The sequence below is a fragment of the Kitasatospora sp. NPDC034035 genome, assembly GCF_055575755.1.
This window is the reverse complement of the sequence record NZ_JBVISA010000022.1, coordinates 85813-102068: the sequence shown is the minus strand read 5'-3', so window position 1 is coordinate 102068 and position 16256 is coordinate 85813. Positions and strand designations below refer to the sequence as shown.

Annotated in this window: 19 protein-coding genes; 10 read left to right on the top strand and 9 right to left on the bottom strand. The window is 73.9% G+C overall.

The genetic code is table 11. The annotated features are described in order from the left end of the window. Window positions 1-89: 89 nt before the first annotated feature. Window positions 90-1274 carry an ATPase BagB gene (bagB, locus tag ACZ52J_RS28250; RefSeq protein ID WP_465622711.1) on the bottom strand — a complete coding sequence of 395 codons (1185 nt, stop codon included), beginning with the start codon at window positions 1272-1274 and terminating at the stop codon, window positions 90-92. Then, window positions 1271-2359, bottom strand: a complete 1089-nt coding sequence (gene bagA / locus ACZ52J_RS28245) for an ATPase BagA (protein ID WP_360496283.1) — start codon at window positions 2357-2359, stop codon at window positions 1271-1273. The genes bagB and bagA overlap by 4 nt, the downstream gene beginning before the upstream one ends. A 213-nt stretch (window positions 2360-2572) precedes the next feature. On the opposite strand from bagA, the gene ACZ52J_RS28240 reads away from it, so the two are divergent. The 5 genes from ACZ52J_RS28240 (at window position 2573) to ACZ52J_RS28220 (ending at window position 5377) form a co-directional block, all read left to right on the top strand. Continuing rightward, window positions 2573-2731: a DUF4177 domain-containing protein gene (locus tag ACZ52J_RS28240; RefSeq protein WP_360496280.1), complete on the top strand. Its 159-nt coding sequence runs from the start codon at window positions 2573-2575 to the stop codon at window positions 2729-2731. After that, complete coding sequence (locus tag ACZ52J_RS28235; RefSeq protein ID WP_360496277.1) at window positions 2728-3195, top strand: RidA family protein; 468 nt, start codon at window positions 2728-2730, stop codon at window positions 3193-3195. Before ACZ52J_RS28240 ends, ACZ52J_RS28235 begins: the two co-directional genes overlap by 4 nt. Before the next feature lie 63 nt (window positions 3196-3258). Next, window positions 3259-4125, top strand: coding sequence for an NUDIX hydrolase (locus ACZ52J_RS28230; protein WP_360496274.1), 867 nt, complete (start codon window positions 3259-3261; stop codon window positions 4123-4125). A 94-nt stretch (window positions 4126-4219) separates the two neighbouring features. Then, window positions 4220-4393, top strand: a complete 174-nt coding sequence (locus ACZ52J_RS28225) for a hypothetical protein (RefSeq protein WP_360496271.1) — start codon at window positions 4220-4222, stop codon at window positions 4391-4393. Between the two features lie 150 nt (window positions 4394-4543). Beyond that, complete coding sequence (locus tag ACZ52J_RS28220) at window positions 4544-5377, top strand: MBL fold metallo-hydrolase (protein ID WP_465622708.1); 834 nt, start codon at window positions 4544-4546, stop codon at window positions 5375-5377. A 111-nt stretch (window positions 5378-5488) separates the two neighbouring features. Here ACZ52J_RS28220 and ACZ52J_RS28215 read toward each other — a convergent pair whose 3' ends face one another. Both ACZ52J_RS28215 and ACZ52J_RS28210 read right to left on the bottom strand, forming a co-directional pair. Continuing rightward, window positions 5489-6163 carry a Crp/Fnr family transcriptional regulator gene (locus tag ACZ52J_RS28215; RefSeq protein WP_030288117.1) on the bottom strand — a complete coding sequence of 225 codons (675 nt, stop codon included), beginning with the start codon at window positions 6161-6163 and terminating at the stop codon, window positions 5489-5491. Window positions 6164-6355: 192 nt separating this feature from the next. Beyond that, window positions 6356-7363, bottom strand: a complete 1008-nt coding sequence (locus ACZ52J_RS28210; RefSeq protein ID WP_465622706.1) for an ArsR/SmtB family transcription factor — start codon at window positions 7361-7363, stop codon at window positions 6356-6358. A 112-nt stretch (window positions 7364-7475) separates the two neighbouring features. Here ACZ52J_RS28210 and ACZ52J_RS28205 point away from each other — a divergent pair, with 112 nt between their 5' ends. Beyond that, entirely contained in the window at window positions 7476-8300 is an 825-nt protein-coding gene (locus ACZ52J_RS28205; protein ID WP_465622705.1) for an isocitrate lyase/PEP mutase family protein, read from the top strand. Window positions 8301-8367: 67 nt separating this feature from the next. Here the strand turns inward: ACZ52J_RS28205 and ACZ52J_RS28200 are convergent, their stop codons facing one another. Together ACZ52J_RS28200 and ACZ52J_RS28195 are read right to left on the bottom strand one after the other, a co-directional pair. After that, a complete protein-coding gene (locus ACZ52J_RS28200) occupies window positions 8368-8985 on the bottom strand; it encodes an RraA family protein (protein WP_465622703.1) in 618 nt (205 codons plus the stop codon). Between the two features lie 129 nt (window positions 8986-9114). Then, window positions 9115-9903 carry an alpha/beta fold hydrolase gene (locus tag ACZ52J_RS28195; protein WP_465622702.1) on the bottom strand — a complete coding sequence of 263 codons (789 nt, stop codon included), beginning with the start codon at window positions 9901-9903 and terminating at the stop codon, window positions 9115-9117. A 196-nt stretch (window positions 9904-10099) separates the two neighbouring features. Between ACZ52J_RS28195 and nth the strand changes: the two genes are divergently transcribed. From nth to ACZ52J_RS28175, 4 genes are all read left to right on the top strand, one after another. Further along, a complete protein-coding gene (nth, locus tag ACZ52J_RS28190; protein WP_465622701.1) occupies window positions 10100-11008 on the top strand; it encodes an endonuclease III in 909 nt (302 codons plus the stop codon). Continuing rightward, window positions 11005-11739 (top strand): NUDIX hydrolase, encoded by a 735-nt coding sequence (locus ACZ52J_RS28185; protein WP_465622699.1) that lies wholly within the window; start codon window positions 11005-11007, stop codon window positions 11737-11739. Before nth ends, ACZ52J_RS28185 begins: the two co-directional genes overlap by 4 nt. A 46-nt stretch (window positions 11740-11785) precedes the next feature. Next, a complete protein-coding gene (locus tag ACZ52J_RS28180; RefSeq protein ID WP_360496247.1) occupies window positions 11786-12970 on the top strand; it encodes a MarP family serine protease in 1185 nt (394 codons plus the stop codon). Between the two features lie 197 nt (window positions 12971-13167). Further along, entirely contained in the window at window positions 13168-13866 is a 699-nt protein-coding gene (locus ACZ52J_RS28175) for a metal-dependent hydrolase (RefSeq protein WP_360496244.1), read from the top strand. Window positions 13867-13965: 99 nt separating this feature from the next. Here ACZ52J_RS28175 and ACZ52J_RS28170 read toward each other — a convergent pair whose 3' ends face one another. The 3 genes from ACZ52J_RS28170 to ACZ52J_RS28160 all read right to left on the bottom strand — a co-directional run bounded on the left by ACZ52J_RS28170 (window position 13966) and on the right by ACZ52J_RS28160 (window position 16105). Next, entirely contained in the window at window positions 13966-14175 is a 210-nt protein-coding gene (locus tag ACZ52J_RS28170; protein WP_360496241.1) for a hypothetical protein, read from the bottom strand. Window positions 14176-14376: 201 nt separating this feature from the next. Beyond that, complete coding sequence (locus ACZ52J_RS28165) at window positions 14377-15453, bottom strand: alpha/beta fold hydrolase (RefSeq protein ID WP_465622698.1); 1077 nt, start codon at window positions 15451-15453, stop codon at window positions 14377-14379. 175 nt (window positions 15454-15628) lie between these two features. Next, window positions 15629-16105 carry a phage holin family protein gene (locus tag ACZ52J_RS28160; protein ID WP_360496235.1) on the bottom strand — a complete coding sequence of 159 codons (477 nt, stop codon included), beginning with the start codon at window positions 16103-16105 and terminating at the stop codon, window positions 15629-15631. Between the last annotated feature and the right edge of the window lie 151 nt (window positions 16106-16256).

The window sequence follows — 16256 nt, the reverse complement described above, 5'->3', positions numbered from 1 at the left end:
CGCCCCGAGCCGTCCGACGTCGCGCCGTCCAACGTCGCGAACTACTGTGCCGCGAAGTCCTGTGCTGCGCAGTCCTACGCCGTGCCGTCCTACGCCGCGCCGTCCGACGCCGTGCCGCCGAGCCGGTCCCCGATGGCCCGCAGACCCTCCAGGTCGTGCACGTCGCCCGGCAGCGCCGGGACCTCCACGATCGGCACGTCCGGGTAGACCGAGACGAAGCGGTCGCGGGTGCGGCGCTCCCGTCCCATGATCTGCATCCGCTCGGCGTGCAGCCGCAGCAGCCCGGCCGCGAGCAGCTCCGCCTCCGGCGAGGTGTGCTCCGAGCCGTTCTCCTCCAGCGCCTCCGCCGCCGCCCGCGCCCGCTCCGCGGTGAGCTGCGGTGCGCCCGTGCCGTGCACCCGGTTGAGCACCAGTCCGGCCAGCGGCATCCGGTCCGCGGCGAGCCGGTCCACGAAGTACGCCGCCTCGCGCAGCGCGTCCCGTTCCGGTGCGGCCACCACCAGGAACGCCGTGCCCGGCGCCTTGAGCAGCTGGTACGTGCGGTCGGCGCGCTCGCGGAATCCGCCGAACATCGAGTCCGTCGCGCTGACGAAGGTCTGCACGTCGGTGAGCAGCTGGGCGCCGAAGATCTTGCCGAGGGTGCCGGTGAGCAGGCCCATCCCGGCGTTCAGGAACCGCATCGCGCTGCGCCCGCCGACCTTGGCCGGGGCGGTCAGGATCCGGATCACCCGGCCGTCCAGGAAGGACCCGAGCCGGTTCGGCGCGTCCAGGAAGTCCAGCGCCGAGCGGGACGGCGGGGTGTCCACGACGATCAGGTCCCACTCCTCGGCGGCGCGCAGCTGCCCGAGCTTCTCCATCGCCATGTACTCCTGCGTGCCCGCGAAGCCGGCCGACAGGGACTGGTAGAACGGGTTCTCCAGGATCGCCCGGGCCCGTTCGGGGTCCGCGTGGGCCAGCACGACCTCGTCGAAGGTCCGCTTCATGTCCAGCATCATGGCCTGGAGCTCCCCGGTCCCGGTGACCCCCTTGACCACCCGGGGGGTGTTGTCGAGCTCGGTCAGGCCCATCGACTGGGCGAGCCGGCGGGCCGGGTCGATGGTCAGCACCACCACCTTGCGGCCGCGTTCGGCGGCCCGCAGGCCGATCGCCGCGGCGGTGGTGGTCTTGCCGACGCCGCCGGACCCGCAGCAGACGATGATCCTGGTCTTCGGGTCGTCGATCAGCTCGTCCACCGCGAGCCGCTTCCCGGTGCTCCGCACCCCGTTCGAGGTCATGCCGCCCCCTGCCGCTTCAGGTCGCCCGCCAGCCGGTACAGCCCGCCGAGGTCCACGCCCTCGCCCAGCAGCGGAAGTTCGTACGTCGGGAGCCGCAGTTGCTGCAGGTCGGCGCGCTGCTCGCGCTCCAGCTCGACCCGCTCGGCGTGCTCCCTGGCCTGCTCCAGCAGCGGGTCGATCAGCGGCTCCACCGCCGCCCGGACCGTCTCCGGCTTGCGCGAGCGGCCCCCGAGCCCGGCCTCCCCGAGCGCCAGGGCGACCTCCTCACGGTGGTTCCCGTCGACCGCGGCCACCGCCGCCGCGTCCAGCACCGGTGGCCGGACCATGTTGACCATCACGCCGCCCACCGGGAGCTTCGCCTCGCGCAGCTCCGCGATGCCGTCGACCGTCTCCTGCACCGGCATCTCCTCCAGCAGGGTGACCAGGTGCACCGCGGTCTCCGGTGACTTCAGCACCCGCATCACGGCCTGTGCCTGGGTGTGTATCGGGCCGATCCGGGCCAGCCCGGCGACCTCGGCGTTGACGTTGAGGAACCGGGTCAGCCGCCCGGTCGGCGGGGCGTCCATCACCACCGCGTCGTAGCGGCGCCGGCCGTCCGGGTCCTTGCGCCGGGTCGCCTCGCAGGCCTTGCCGGTCAGCAGGACGTCCCGGACACCGGGCGCGATGGTGGTGGCGAAGTCCACGAAGCCGACCTTCTGCAGCGCCTTGCCGGCCCGGCCGAGCTTGTAGAACATCTCCAGGTACTCGAGCAGCGCCTGCTCGGTGTCGATCGCCAGTGCGAAGACCTCGCCGGCCGGTGTGCCGCCCGCGGGCGCCTCCCCGGCCGGGAGCCCCAGCTGCCGACGGGAGACCGAGGCGATCCGGCGCTCCTCGTACGGCAGTGCGGCGATCCCGAACAGCTCGGCGATGCCCTGCCGGCCCTCGACCTCGATCAGCAGGACCCGGCCGCCGTCGGCGGCGAGCGCCAGGGCCAGTGCGGCGGCCAGCGTGGTCTTCCCGGTGCCGCCCTTGCCGCTGACCACGTGCAGCCGGACGCCCTCCCAGTCGGGGTCGCGCCGGTCCGCCTGGCCGGGGGTGCGTGCCACGCTCCGTCTCCGTCCGTCTCCGTCCTGCGGGCGTCCCCTCCTGACGAGGGTGGCCCTCACCAGGGTGCCCTCTCGCGAGCGTAACCAGGGACCGCGCCGGATGCCCGGAGCACCCGGGGTTGCCAGGCCTGATCATGCCCTCTTTGTGGCCCACCTCACACGTCGCCCGCCGCGCGGCGCCGATCGCCGCGGCGGCTCGTCTAGAGTCTGGCCATGACCAAGTGGGAATACATGACGGCGCCCCTGCTCGTGCACGCCACCAAGCAGATCCTGGACAACTTCGGCGAGGACGGCTGGGAGCTCGTCCAGGTCGTGCCCGGCCTGAACCCGGAGAACCTGGTGGCCTACTTCAAGCGGGAGAAGAACGCATGAGCGTCGTCGAGTCGAAGCTCGCCGAGCTGGGCCTGACCCTGCCGCCGGTGGCCGCCCCGGTCGCCGCGTACGTGCCGGCCCTGCAGTCCGGCGAGTTCGTGTTCACCTCCGGCCAGCTCCCGGTGGTCGGCGGCAAGCTGCCGAGCACCGGCAAGGTCGGCGCCGAGGTGTCCCCGGAGGAGGCCAAGGAGCTCGCGCAGACCTGCGCGCTGAACGCCCTGGCCGCCGTGAAGTCCGTGATCGGCGACCTCGACCGGATCGAGCGGGTCGTCAAGGTCGTCGGCTTCGTCGCCTCCGCCCCCGACTTCACCGGCCAGCCGGGCGTCATCAACGGCTGCAGCGAGCTGCTCTCCAAGGTGCTCGGTGTCGCGGGCGTGCACGCCCGCAGCGCCGTCGGTGTCGCGGTGCTGCCGCTGGACGCCCCGGTCGAGATCGAGCTGCAGGTGCGCGTCAAGCAGGCCTGAGTGTGATCGCGAAGGCGGGGTCGGGCCTGTCCAACCCCGCCTTCGTGCGCTTAGCATCCGGGCATGGACCATCGAGCAACGACGCTCCCGATGCCGCCCGGCTGGCCTGCCCGGATCCGGGCGGTCGAATCCGGCGTGCTGACCCCGCCGGTGCCCAGGCCCGCCGCCACCGTCGTGCTGCTGCGCGACGCCGCCGCCGGGCCGGAGGCCTACCTGCTGCGCCGTCGTACCTCGATGGCCTTCGCGGCCGGGATGTACGCCTACCCGGGCGGCGGGGTGGACCCGCGGGACGCCGAGGTCGAACCGGGCTGGGCCGGTCCTTCGCCCGAGGAGTGGGCGGGCCGGCTCGGAGTGGACGCCCGGACGGCCCGGGCGGTGGTCTGCGCGGCCGTCCGCGAGACCTTCGAGGAGGCCGGCGTCCTGCTGGCCGGCCCGGACGCGCACAGCGTCGCCGCGCCGCGCGACTGGTCCGCCGAGCGCGCCGCGCTGGAGGCGCACGAGCTGTCCTTCGCCGAGTTCCTCCGCGACCACGGCCTGGTGCTGCGCAGCGACCTGCTGGGCGGCTGGGCCCGCTGGATCACCCCGGAGTTCGAGGAGCGCCGCTACGACACCTGGTTCTTCGTGGCGGCCCTGCCGGCCGGCCAGCGCGCCGCCCTGGAGGTCGGTGAGGCCGACCGGGTCGCGTGGCTGAGCCCCGCCGAGGCGGTCCGGGGCTACCAGGAGGGCCGGTTCGGCATGCTGCCGCCGACCGTGACGGTGCTGCGCGAACTGTCGCCGGTCCGCACCGCCGCCGAGGCGCTGGCCGCGGCCGCCGACCGTCCGCTGGAGCCGGTCCTGGGCCGGGCCGAGGTCCGCGGGGACCGCATGACGGTCCGCTGGCCCGGGTACGACGAACTGACCATCGACGGGGATTTCCCCGAGGACTCCTGACCCACCCGCACCGCCGGACCATCCGTACCGACCGATCGATCACCCACCCCGCAGTCAGACCGCAGTCGCACCGCAGAGAAAGGACCGACGCCCGATGACCCACAACGACGTGGCTCCCCGGACGGCACCCGAGATGCCCGCCCGCCGCCTGATCCCCCGTACCCCGGCCTGTGAGAGCCCGGTCCCGTTCGTCGAGGTGGCGCAGCGCGCCCTCGTCCGGGCGCTGCCGCTGCGGGCCCTCCATCGCGACGGCGAGGGTGGCCGGTGAGCGAGCGAAGTGAGCGAATCGTCGAGAGGTGTGCGTTGCGCGAAGCGGCTGCCGAGCGCAGCGAGGTGGGCGCATGAGCGAGCGAAGTGAGCGAATCGTCGAGAGGTGTGCGTTGCGCGAAGCGGCTGCCGAGCGCAGCGAGGTGGGCGCATGAGCGGACTCCTGCCGGGTGACCCCGCCGCCGTCGTCGGCGGCGAGGCCACCTCCCGGGCGCTGTGCGTGCTGGCGCCGAACCCGTCGCCGATGACGCTGGACGGCACCAACACCTGGCTGCTCTCCGAGCCCGGCTCGGACCTCGCCGTGGTGATCGACCCCGGCCCGCTGCACGAGGAGCACCTGCGCCGGGTGGTCGCCCTCGCCGAGGAGCGGGGCAAGCGGATCGCGCTGACCCTGCTCACCCACGGCCACGCCGACCACTCCGAGGGCGCGGCCCGCTTCGCCGAGCTCACCGGCACCGAGGTGCGGGCCCTGGACCCGGCGCACCGGCTGGGCTCCGAGGGCCTGGTGGGCGGCCAGCGCCTGGACATCGGCGGCCTGGACCTGCGGGTGGTGGGCACCCCCGGCCACACCTCGGACTCGCTGACCTTCCACCTGCCGGACGACGGCGCGATCCTCACCGGGGACACCGTGCTCGGCCGCGGCACCACGATGGTCGCCCACCCCGACGGCCGGCTCGGGGACTACCTGGACTCGCTGCGTCGGCTGCACACGATGGCCTCCCATCACGGCGTTCGGACCGTGCTGCCCGGCCACGGCCCGGTGCTCGCGGACGCGCTGGGCGCCGTCGACTACTACCTGGCCCACCGGGCCAACCGGCTCGCGCAGGTGGAGACCGCGGTCGAGGCGGGCTGCCGGACCGCTCCCGAGGTGGTGTCGCGGGTCTACGCCGACGTGGACCGGGCGCTGTGGCCGGCCGCGGAGCTGTCCGTCCGGGCCCAGCTGGACTACCTGGAGGAGCACGGGCTGATCGCGGACCTCGACTGACCCGCGACCGGGGCCGACCGGCCGACCGGGGCCGACCGCGAACGCCGAAGGGCCCGTCCATGCGGACGGGCCCTTCGGCGTGGTGCGGGTGCGGTGCGGGCGCGCGGAGCGTCAGCGCGAGCGGCGGGACAGCCGCTCGACGTCCAGCAGGACCACCGCGCGGGCCTCCAGCTTCAGCCAGCCGCGGCCGGCGAAGTCGGCGAGCGCCTTGTTGACCGTCTCGCGGGAGGCGCCGACCAGCTGGGCCAGCTCCTCCTGGGTGAGGTCGTGGGCGACGTGGATGCCCTCCTCGGACTGCACGCCGAAGCGGCGGGAGAGGTCCAGCAGGGCCTTGGCGACGCGGCCGGGCACGTCGGAGAAGACCAGGTCGGACATCACGTCGTTGGTCCGGCGCAGTCGGCGGGCGATGGCCCGCAGCAGCGCGATGGAGACCTCGGGGCGGGCGTGCAGCCAGGGCTGCAGGTCGCCGTGGCCCAGGCCGAGCAGCTTGACCTCGGTCAGCGCGCTGGCGGTCGCGGTGCGCGGGCCCGGGTCGAACAGCGACAGCTCGCCGATCATCTCGCTGGGGCCGAGGACGGCGAGCATGTTCTCGCGGCCGTCCGGCGAGGCGCGGTGCAGCTTGACCTTGCCCTCCGCGACGACGTACAGCCGGTCGCCCGGGTCGCCCTCGTGGAACAGCGACTCCCCACGGGCGAGGGTGACCTCGGTCATGGAAGCGCGCAGCTCGCCGGCCTGTTCGTCGTCGAGTGCCGCGAAGAGTGCGGCGCGCCGCAGAACGTCGTCCACGTGCTTCCTCCTTCTCGGCCGGGCGGCGGGTGGGCCGTCCGGCGCAAGTTCCGTTCAGTGTTCTGCATCACCAAGCATGGCGCATGTCGCTCCGATCATATGAGGAGGGGGTCTGCCGAGGTGTGCCGTGCGGGGCCATTCGTACCGGCGGGTCATCGGGCGGGACGGACGGGGGCAGTTCCCGGACCGGCCCTAATCGAATGCCTGTCCGTCCTGATCGAACAGGGAATCGCCGACCGCCGTACGGGCGTGCAGGACGGCGTGGCCCGCGCGGTGGGCGCTGGTCAGGCCCGCCGTGCGCAGCGCGGTGAGGTGCTGCGAGACGCCGGCCGCGGAGAGTTCGGTGCGGCGCGCCAGCTCGCTGGTCGAGGCCGGGGAGTCCAGCTCGGCCAGCAGCCGGGCGCGGGAGCGGCCGAGGACGCCGGCCAGCGCGTCGGTGCGGGCCGCCGGGCCCGGGTGGCGTTCCCACAGGGTGGCCGTGCCGCGCGCCGGGTAGACCAGCTGCGGCGGGTCGGGCGGCAGCACCCGGGTGAGCACCCGCGGCCAGGCGAAGGCCGAGGGCAGGAGCAGCAGCCCGGACCCGGCGGTCAGTCGGGTGACCGCGCAGTGCCGCCGCTCCAGCAGCAGCGCCGAGCCGTCCCAGCGGACAGTGTCGTGCAGTTCGCCCAGCATCCGCGCGGTGCCGTGCTCGGCGGCCTGCCGGGAGCGGTGGAAGACGTCCGCCGCGAGCAGGGCCCGGATCCGGGCCCAGTACGGGGCGAGCGCCAGCTCCCAGTACGCCGCGAGGTCGGCGGCCAGCCGGGGCAGCTGCCCGGCCGGGTCGCGGTGCAGCGGCGCCAGGACGGCCGGCAGCCGGCCGTCGGCCTCGGCGGCCAGGATGTCCAGGTCGGCCCGGACCTGCTCGGCGCCGGTGGCGGTGATCGTGGCCAGTTCCTCGGCGAGCGTGGGGGAGAAGCCCACCGGGGCGGGGTTGAGGAAGTCCGGCAGGTGGCCGGTGGGCGGCACCAGGGCGGCCAGCCGTTCCAGGGCCGGCCCGGCGGCGGCCAGCCGCTCGCGGACCTCCCCGGCCCAGCGCCGGTGCAGCGCCGGGACGGGGGAGTGGGCGAGGGCGCGCAGGCTGGTCACCACCTCCTGCATCGGCGAGACGGCGAACCGGGTCAGCGCCAGGTCCTGCGCGGAGAAGTGCAGTTCGGTACGCATGCGGGCCCCCCTTCGCGAAGATTCAGTCCCAGCTTAATCACTGGTACCGGCCGGGGAGCCGGGCACAGGATGCCTGCGTCCCCACCGATCCGTACGAAAGCCGGTGACACCCATGTCCACCACCCCCGAGTCCCGTGAGCGGGCGCTGCGACTGCGCGGACTGGTCGCCGACGGCGTGCTCGTCCTGCCCAACGCCTGGGACGCGGGCAGCGCCGCCGTGATCGCCTCGGCCGGCGCCCAGGCCATCGCCACCACCAGCGGCGGCGTCTCCTGGTCGCTCGGGCACGGCGACGGCCAGCGGCTCGACCGGGCGGCGGCGGTCGAGGCGGCCCGCCGGATCGTCGCGGCGGCGGACCTGCCGGTCACCATCGACGCCGAGGGCGGGTACGGGCCGCTGCCCGCCGACGTCGCGGAGACCGTGACCGCCCTGGTCGGCGTGGGCGCGGTCGGCGTCAACCTGGAGGACTCGACGGCCGTCGGCGGCCCGCTCTTCCCGGTGGCCGAGCAGGCCGAGCGGCTGCGCGCGGCCCGTACGGCGGCGGCCGCGGCCGGGCTGCCCGAGCTGGTGGTCAACGCCCGCACCGACGTCTTCCTGTTCGGGCTCGGCGGGCTCGACGACGTGCTGGTCCGGGCCGAGGCCTACGCGGAGGCGGGCGCCGACGGCCTGTTCGTCCCCGGGCTGCTCGACCTCGAAGCCCTCACCGAGCTGGTCAAGCGCGCGCCGCTGCCGGTGAACGCGATGGCCGTCCCCGGCGGGCCGACCGTCGCCGAACTCGCCGCCACCGGGGTGCGGCGAATCAGCCTCGGTACCGGCCTCGCCCAGCTCGCGTACACCGCGGCCCGCCGCGCCGCCGTCGAACTGCTCGGCGCCGGGACACTGACGCAGCTCGACGGGGCGCTCGGCTTCGGGGAACTGAACGGGCTGTACCAGGGCTGATCCGGGCCGGGTTGCCAGGACTGCCGCGGCCGGGCTCGGCTTGCGGGGCTGACTGCCGCGGCCGGGCTCAGCCCTGGAAACCCAGCTCGGCGAGGGCCCGCTCGATCCGGTCGCGGTGCTCCGCCGCCCACTCGTCCAGGGTCTCGGCGGCCTCCTTGGCCAGCTTCGCCCGGGCCGCGTCCAGGACCCGGTCCCGCTCGGCGGCGGGCACCACCACGACACCCTCCTCATCGGCCACCACGATGTCGCCGGCCGCCACCAGCACGCCGCCGCAGCGCACCGGCGTGCCGTGCGCACCCAGCGCCTTCTTCGCCCCGGGGATCGGGATCACCCCGCGGGCGAACACCGGGAAGCCGAGCTCCCGCACCTCACCGAGGTCCCGGATCAGCCCGTCGGCCACGAAGGCCACCACGCCCCGCCGCTGCGCCACGGCACACACGTTGCCGCCCGCCAGCGCGTAGTCCAGGTCCCCGGACTCGACCACGATCACCGAGCCGGGCTCGGCCCGGTGGATCGCGGCGTGCAGCATCAGGTTGTCCCCGGGCGGGCACCGCACGGTGAACGCCGGGCCCGCCACCCGGGGCATCCCGTCCCAGAGCGGGCGCAGGCCGATGTCCATGACCCGGGCGCGGCCCAGGACGTCGGCCAGGGTCGTGGTGGGGATGTCCTTGAAATCCGCGTCCATGCTTCCTCTTCCTCTTCCGCTGCTTCCGCTGCGTTGCGCCGGCTCTGCGTTCCTCCGGCCGTCAGGCCACCGGAAGACTAGGACGCGGACGTGGACGGGTGTTCACGGACTCCGGGGTCCATCCCGGGCTCAGGCGAAGTACTTCACCAGCTCCGGCACCAGCACCTCGGCCGCCACGTCGTGCGTCTGCTCGGCCAGCGTCCGGTACTCGGCGCCGGGCACGGCCGCGGCCACCGCCGCGGACGGGGCCCGCAGCAGCTCCGGGCTGGCGCCGCCGTCCAGCACCAGGGCCGGCACGGTGATCCGGGCCAGGACGTCGACCGGGACGGTCGCGCCGGTCCGCGCGCCGAGCGCCGCCGCGTCGTACGCCAGGGTCGGCGCGATCGCCTCGAACAGCGGCCACACGGGGGCGGCGCGCATCCCGTCCACCATCTCCGCGGGCATCCCGACGAAGGTCATGAAGGCCGCGACGGCGTCCCCGCGCCGCCCCTCGGCGAGCGCCGCCTCCAACTCGTCGACGTACCCGACGAAGCGGGCGCTCTGCCCCTCCTCGGTGCTGAACGGCGGCTCGTAGACCGCGAGCCGGGACATGCCGACGCCGGCGGCGGCGGCCCGCAGCGCGAGCGCGGCGCCCGAGGAGATACCGAAGACACCGGCCGAGCCGCCGGCCGCCGCAATCACGGCGGCCAGGTCCTCGATCTCACGCTCCACCGCGAACGGCGCGGTGTCCCCGCTCCCGCCACGGCCACGCCGGTCGTACACCCACACGGTGTGGTGCGCCGAGAGCTGCTCGGCAAGCGCGGCACCCGGATCGAACGCCCGGTGGGTGGTCGCCCCGTCCACCAGGACGACCGCCGGGCCGGAGCCGGTGACGGTGCAGGCAATGGTGGTGCCATCAGCGGAGATCACGGTGCTCATGAGCTGTTCCTTCTGTCGTCGTACGAGCCGGTCACGGAGATAGACCGGAGCACGTCCCGGAACTCATCGCTCCCACCGAAGATTTTTCCGGGCGGTCCGACTTCGTGCCGAGGAGTCGGACAACACGCCCTGGCCGGGCCCGGCTTCCGTGCTTGATCGCCCACAAGCGGTGGTCCGGTCGGCGTAGCCTTCGTGCATGGCAGAGAGCAAGGTCCGGAACGCGGCGGCGCCGAAGGCCGAGCCGGCGGTGAAGTCGGCGGTGGCGAAGGCGGCGAAGAGGCCCGCCGTGAAGCCGAGGAAGGCCGAGTCGCACCTGGCGATGGTGCGGCGGGCCCGGAAGATCAACCGTGAGTTGGCGGAGCTGTACCCGTACGCGCATCCGGAGCTGGACTTCGAGAACCCCTTCCAACTGCTGGTGGCCACCGTGCTGTCGGCGCAGACCACCGACCTGCGGGTGAACCAGACCACTCCGGCGCTGTTCGCGAAGTACCCGACGCCGGAGGACATGGCGGCGGCGAACCCGGAGGAGCTGGAGGAGATCATCCGCCCGACCGGGTTCTTCCGGAACAAGGCGAAGTCGCTGATCGGTCTTTCGATCGCGCTGCGCGACGAGTTCGGCGGTGAGGTCCCGGGGCGCCTGGCCGACCTGGTGACTCTGCCGGGTGTCGGCCGCAAGACCGCGAACGTCGTGTTGGGCAATGCTTTCGGAGTGCCGGGGATCACCGTCGACACCCATTTCGGCCGCCTGGCCCGGCGGTTCGGCTGGACGTCCGAGGAGGACCCGGTGAAGGTCGAGGCGGCCGTCGCCGAGATCTTCCCGAAGTCGGAGTGGACGATGCTCTCGCACCGGGTGGTCTTCCACGGCCGCCGGATCTGCCACTCCCAGAAGCCCGCCTGCGGCGCCTGCCCGATCGCGCCGCTCTGCCCCGCGTACGGCGAGGGCGTGACCGACCCGGAGAAGGCACGGAAGTTGCTGAAGTACGAGATGGGCGGCCAACCCGGGCAGCGGCTGAGGCCCCCGGCGGACTTCCCCGGTGAGGCGGCCGCCCGTGCGGACGCCGCCGCCCACCAGGGGCAGGTCGCGGACCTGGCGGTGGGCGCATGATCGCGCGGGGGATCGAGCGGGAGGACCTGCCGACCTGGCTGGAGCCGGTCCGGGAGGCGGCCGAGCGGGTGCTGCCGGAGCAGCTGAGCCGCTTCCTGCCGCCGGTCGGGGGCGGCCGGGCGGCAGCCGTGCTGATGCTGTTCGGCGAGGGCCCGGAGGGGCCGGACCTGCTGCTGATCGAGCGGGCCCGGTCGCTGCGCTCGCACGCCGGTCAGCCGTCCTTCCCGGGCGGCGCGCTGGACCCGGAGGACGGCGACCCGGACGGCCCGGGGCCGATCGCCGCGGCGCTGCGGGAGGCCTGGGAGGAGACCGGCCTGGACCCGGACGGGGTGCAGGTGTTCGCGGCGCTGCCGCGGCTGTACATCCCGGTGAGCCGTTTCGTGGTGACCCCGGTACTCGGCTGGTGGCGCGAGGAGTCGCCGGTGCGTCCGGTGGACCAGGGCGAGACCGGCGCGGTGTTCCGGGTGTCGATCGCAGACCTGGCCGATCCGGCGAACCGGGTGCGGCTGCGCCACCCCTCGGGGCACATCGGTCCGGCCTTCGCGGTCGCCGGACGGCTGGTCTGGGGATTCACCGCCGGGGTGATCGACCGGGTGCTGCACCACAGCGGGCTGGAGCTGCCCTGGGATCCGTCCCGGGTCGTCGACCTCTCGGACGACGCGCTGGCCCTGGTCCAGGGTGACCTCGAGCATTCCCGCGCGCTGCCGGGCGGCGACGCCGGAGGATCGTGACCGGCTGTCGGCCGGTCCGGCCTGCGGACCGTGGGAGGGTGTCGGAGTGAACGTCCTGGATGTGCTGCTGATCGCCGCTGCCGTGGGATTCGCCGTGTCGGGCTACCGGCAGGGCTTCGTGGTCGGTGTCCTGTCGCTGGTCGGTTTCCTCGGCGGCGGTCTGCTGGCCGTCGAGCTGCTGCCGCTGCTGCTGGACCACCTGAGCCCCGGCACCACGGCCTCGGTGGTGGCCGTCGTGGTGGTGATCGTCTTCGCCGCGATCGGCCAGGCGGTCACCGCGCATTTCGGCTGGAAGCTGCGCGGCCACATCGGCCGCCGCCCGGCCCGGGTCCTGGACGCGGCCGGTGGCGCGGTGGTGAACGTGGTCTCGATGCTGCTGGTGGCCTGGCTGATCGGTTCGGCGCTGGCCGGGGCCTCGCTGCCGACGGTCTCCAAGCAGGTCCGTTCCTCGGCGATCCTCGGCGGGGTGCAGAACGCCCTGCCCTCCGACGCGCCGAACTGGTTCTCGGACTTCTCCAAGGTGCTCGCCCGCAACGGCTTCCCGCAGGTCTTCAACCCCTTCGAGCACGAGCCGATCACCCAGGTCGACACCCCGGACCCGGCGTTGGCCGCAAGCCCGGCGGTGGCGCGGGCCAAGCAGAGCCTGGTCAAGGTGGTCGGCACGGCGACCTCCTGCGGCAAGACCCTGGAGGGCAGCGGCTTCGTCTTCGCCCCGCACCGGGTGATGACCAACGCCCACGTGGTCGGCGGGGTCAACGAGCCGACGGTGCAGATCGGCGGCCTCGGCCAGCTGTACGACGCGACGGTGGTCCGCTACGACTGGCAGCGCGACATCGCGGTCCTGGACGTGCCGAAGCTGAACGCGCCCGCGCTGACCTTCGCGGGCGAGGCGAAGACCAACGACAGCGCGATCGTGGCCGGCTTCCCGGAGAACGGCGCCTTCAACGTCCAGCCGGCCCGCATCCGCGGCCGGATCCAGGCCAACGGCCCGGACATCTACCACCGCGGCCAGGTGGTGCGCGACGTCTACTCGGTGCGTTCGGTGGTCCGCCAGGGCAACAGCGGCGGCCCGCTGCTCACCCCGGACGGCCAGGTGTACGGCGTGGTGTTCGCCAAGTCCCTGGACAGCGCCGACACCGGGTACGTGCTGACCGCGGCGGAGGTCCGCGAGGACGTCCAGCAGGGCAGTGCCGCGACCGCCCGGGTGGAGACCCAGGGCTGCGCGCTCTGACGTCGGGCGCCCCGGTCCGGGCCCGGGCGGCCCGGAAGCCCCGGTCCGGGCCTCTTGTGGGCGGGGCGCGCCGGGGGCCGGGCCGTCCGATATCCGTCGCACCGTCAGTCCGCCCTGGTAGCCTCGGCCGCGCTCACCCGTTCGGCTCAATCTGGCGTCGTCCCGGAGTGGGCCCGACGGGAGGTCGTGGCAGTCCGATGATGGGTCATTCGCACGCGGTGAGCGGGGCGATGCTGTACGCGGCATCGGCCCCCTTCCTGCCCCCGCTGCTGCTGCACACCACGCTGCAGCCGGCGGACATACTGATGGGCACGGTGCTGTGCGCGGGTGCGGCCCTGCTGCCGGACCTCGACCACCACGACGGCTCGATCGCCAACTTCCTCGGTCCGATCTCCAAGGCGCTCTGCCGCTTCGTGGCGTGGGCCTCCGGCGGCCACCGGCACGCCACCCACTCGCTGCTGTTCGTCGGGCTGATGGGCGCCGGCACCTGGGCCGGCGTCACCTTCCTGGGCCGCAACTTCACGCTCGTGCTGACGTTCTTCCTGCTGGCGCTCGCGATCCGGGCGCTGCGGCTCTGCCCGCCGGGTGACGGTCCGCAGAGCTGGATCACCATCATCGGGCTGTCCGCGCTGGGCACCTTCGGCATGAACACCTGGATGCCCAACGCGCCCGGCTGGCTGCCGTACGCGGTGGCGCTGGGCACGCTGGCGCACCTGCTGGGCGACTGCCTGACCAAGAAGGGCGCGCCGCTGCTCTGGCCGCACAAGGAGCGCTACGAGATCGTGCTGATCAAGCGCAGCGGCAACGACGTCGAGACCAAGGTGCTGGTGCCGATCATGTCGGTGGCGACCTTCGTCCTGCTCTGGTTCACCGCGCTGTCGCCGATCACGAACTGAGCGGTGCGCGCCGGGCGGCCGTCGACCGGCCGCCCGTCACCACGGGCCGTCCGTCACCACGGGCCGTCCGTCACCGTCGGACTTACGCGGCGCGAGGCCTCAGGTCTCGCGCCGCAGTCGTGCGCCCACCCAGCGGGCGCGCCGACCGAGGATGTGTGGGATGCCGAGTTGCCGCCGTTCGGCGCGCTGACGAGGGTCGAGGCCGTCGAAGCCGAGGTCGTCCGCCCGGTCGGGGCGGTGGGCGGAACGCTGGGGGCTGTTCTGGCGTCGGCCGCGCGGGGCGGCGCCGCGATCGGGCATCCAACTCATACCGGTATGGATGCCCCTGGGCCGGTCGAGGTAACCGCCGGGGTTGTGTCGAGATTGGCCTATGTGCTTGTCATATGAACACAGCATCAAGGGAGTTGCACTCGAGCCACTGGGCCCAGGCGCCTTCCCCTACCGCCCGGCCGCCTCGCCGCCCGGCCTCCCCGGCCTCCCCGACCGTCTCCGGCCGTCTCCGACGCGGGGTCACTCCTTGTGACGCCCGACCCAGTCCAGCAGCTCGGCGGTGAACTCCTCCGGCGCCTCCTCGTGCGGGAAGTGCCCGACCCCCGGCAGCAGCCGCCAGCGGTAGGGCGCCGCCACGTACTCGCCCCCGCCGAGCGCGGTGTGCGACAGCAGCACCGGGTCCGCCGCGCCCTGGACGTGCAGGGTCGGCGCGGTGATCGGCTTCTTCATCCGCCGGGCGAACTGGATGCCGTCCGGCCGGGCCATCGACCGCATCAGCCAGCGGTACGGCTCGATCGAGCAGTGCGCGGTGCTGGGGATCTGGATCGCCTGCCGGTACGCGTGCACCTCGGCCTCGTCCAGGCCGTTCGGGCCGGTCCAGGAGGTCAGGTAGCGGCCGACCAGCTCGGCGTCGTCGGCCACCAGGCGGCGTTCCGGTATCCACGGCCGCTGGAAGCCCAGCACGTGCTCGAACGCGGCGAACTGGCGGCGGTCGGTCAGCAGAGCCCGGCGCAGGTCCCTCGGGTGCGCGGCCGAGACCACGGTCAGGCTCTGGATGACGGACGGACGCATCACGGCCGCCACCCAGGCGAGGGTGCCGCCGGAGGCATGTCCGACCAGGTGCGCCCGGCGCTCGCCGAGCGAGCGGATCACCCCGGTGATGTCCAGGGCGAGGTTGCCGGGGTCGTACCCGCGCGGGGTGCGGTCGCTGCCGCCGACGCCCCGCAGGTCGAGCGCCACCGCCCGGTAGCCGGCCTCGGCGAGCGCGGTCAGCTGGTGGCGCCAGGCCCACCAGTACTCGGGCCAGCCGTGCACCAGCAGCACGAGCGGGCCCGAGCCCAGCTCGGCGATGTGGAAGCGGGCGCCGTTGGCCGCGAGGTCGCGGTGCGTCCACGGGCCGGCCTGCCGGATGCTCCACGCCTCGGCCTGCGCCGCCGCAGCGGCCCCGGCGGGCGCCTCGACATCCGCCTCGACATCCGCCTCGACGGGCTTCCGTTCGGGGGCCGGGCCGGGGCCCTCGGGGACGAGGCCGGGGCCGGAGTCGGGGCCGGAGTCGGCGGACGGCTGCGCGGGCACGGGCTTCTGGTCAAGCGGCATACCGAGAGCGTGTCACATCCGCGCGTCGGACACGTGCCCGGCACTCACTGTCGGCCCCTCCGGCAAGGGACCGTCGGCGGGGCAGTTGACGGGACGGTTGACGGCACCACGTGACGGCACCACGTGACGGGACCGTCTGACGGGACGGTTGACGGAACCGCCCGACAGGACCGCTTTACGGGATGCGGCCCAGGGCGCGGTCGATCTCCTCCTTGGTGGCCGGGCGCGGCCGGGCGTTCTTCAGCACGTCGGCGGTCTTCTGGGCGCCCTCGATGGTGCGGCGCGGCGGCTCGATCTTCTTGAACGAGCGGTACGCCAGCGCCCCGAGCAGCAACGCGAGCAGCAGGTAGGCGCCGGCCACGATGAGGAAGGACCAGCCCAGCGAAATGCCCAGCGCGTGGATGCCGAAGGCCGCGGCGGCGCTCAGCATCGGGATCGAGAACAGCGCCACCACGCCGGCGACCGTCAGCGAGACGCCGCCGGAGACGCCGCGCTTGACGTCCGCCCGGATCTCGGCCTTGGCGAGCGCGATCTCGTCGTGGACCAGCGCGGACAGGTCGGCGGTGGCCGCCGCGAACAGCTGCCCCACCGAACGCTCGCCCTCGTAGGGCGCCCGGCCGTTGCTGGACGGGTCTGCGGCTCCTGCGGGCATCAGCGGTTCTCCTCTGCGGCTGTGCGGCGTGACGCCGCCGCGGGTCTGCGGTTCCGGGGCCGCTGGGGGGTCCGGAGGCGTCAGTGGATTGTCGACAGCTCAGAATCATGCCCCTACCGGTCAGTCGGACACCACTCCGGGCCCCCGCCGG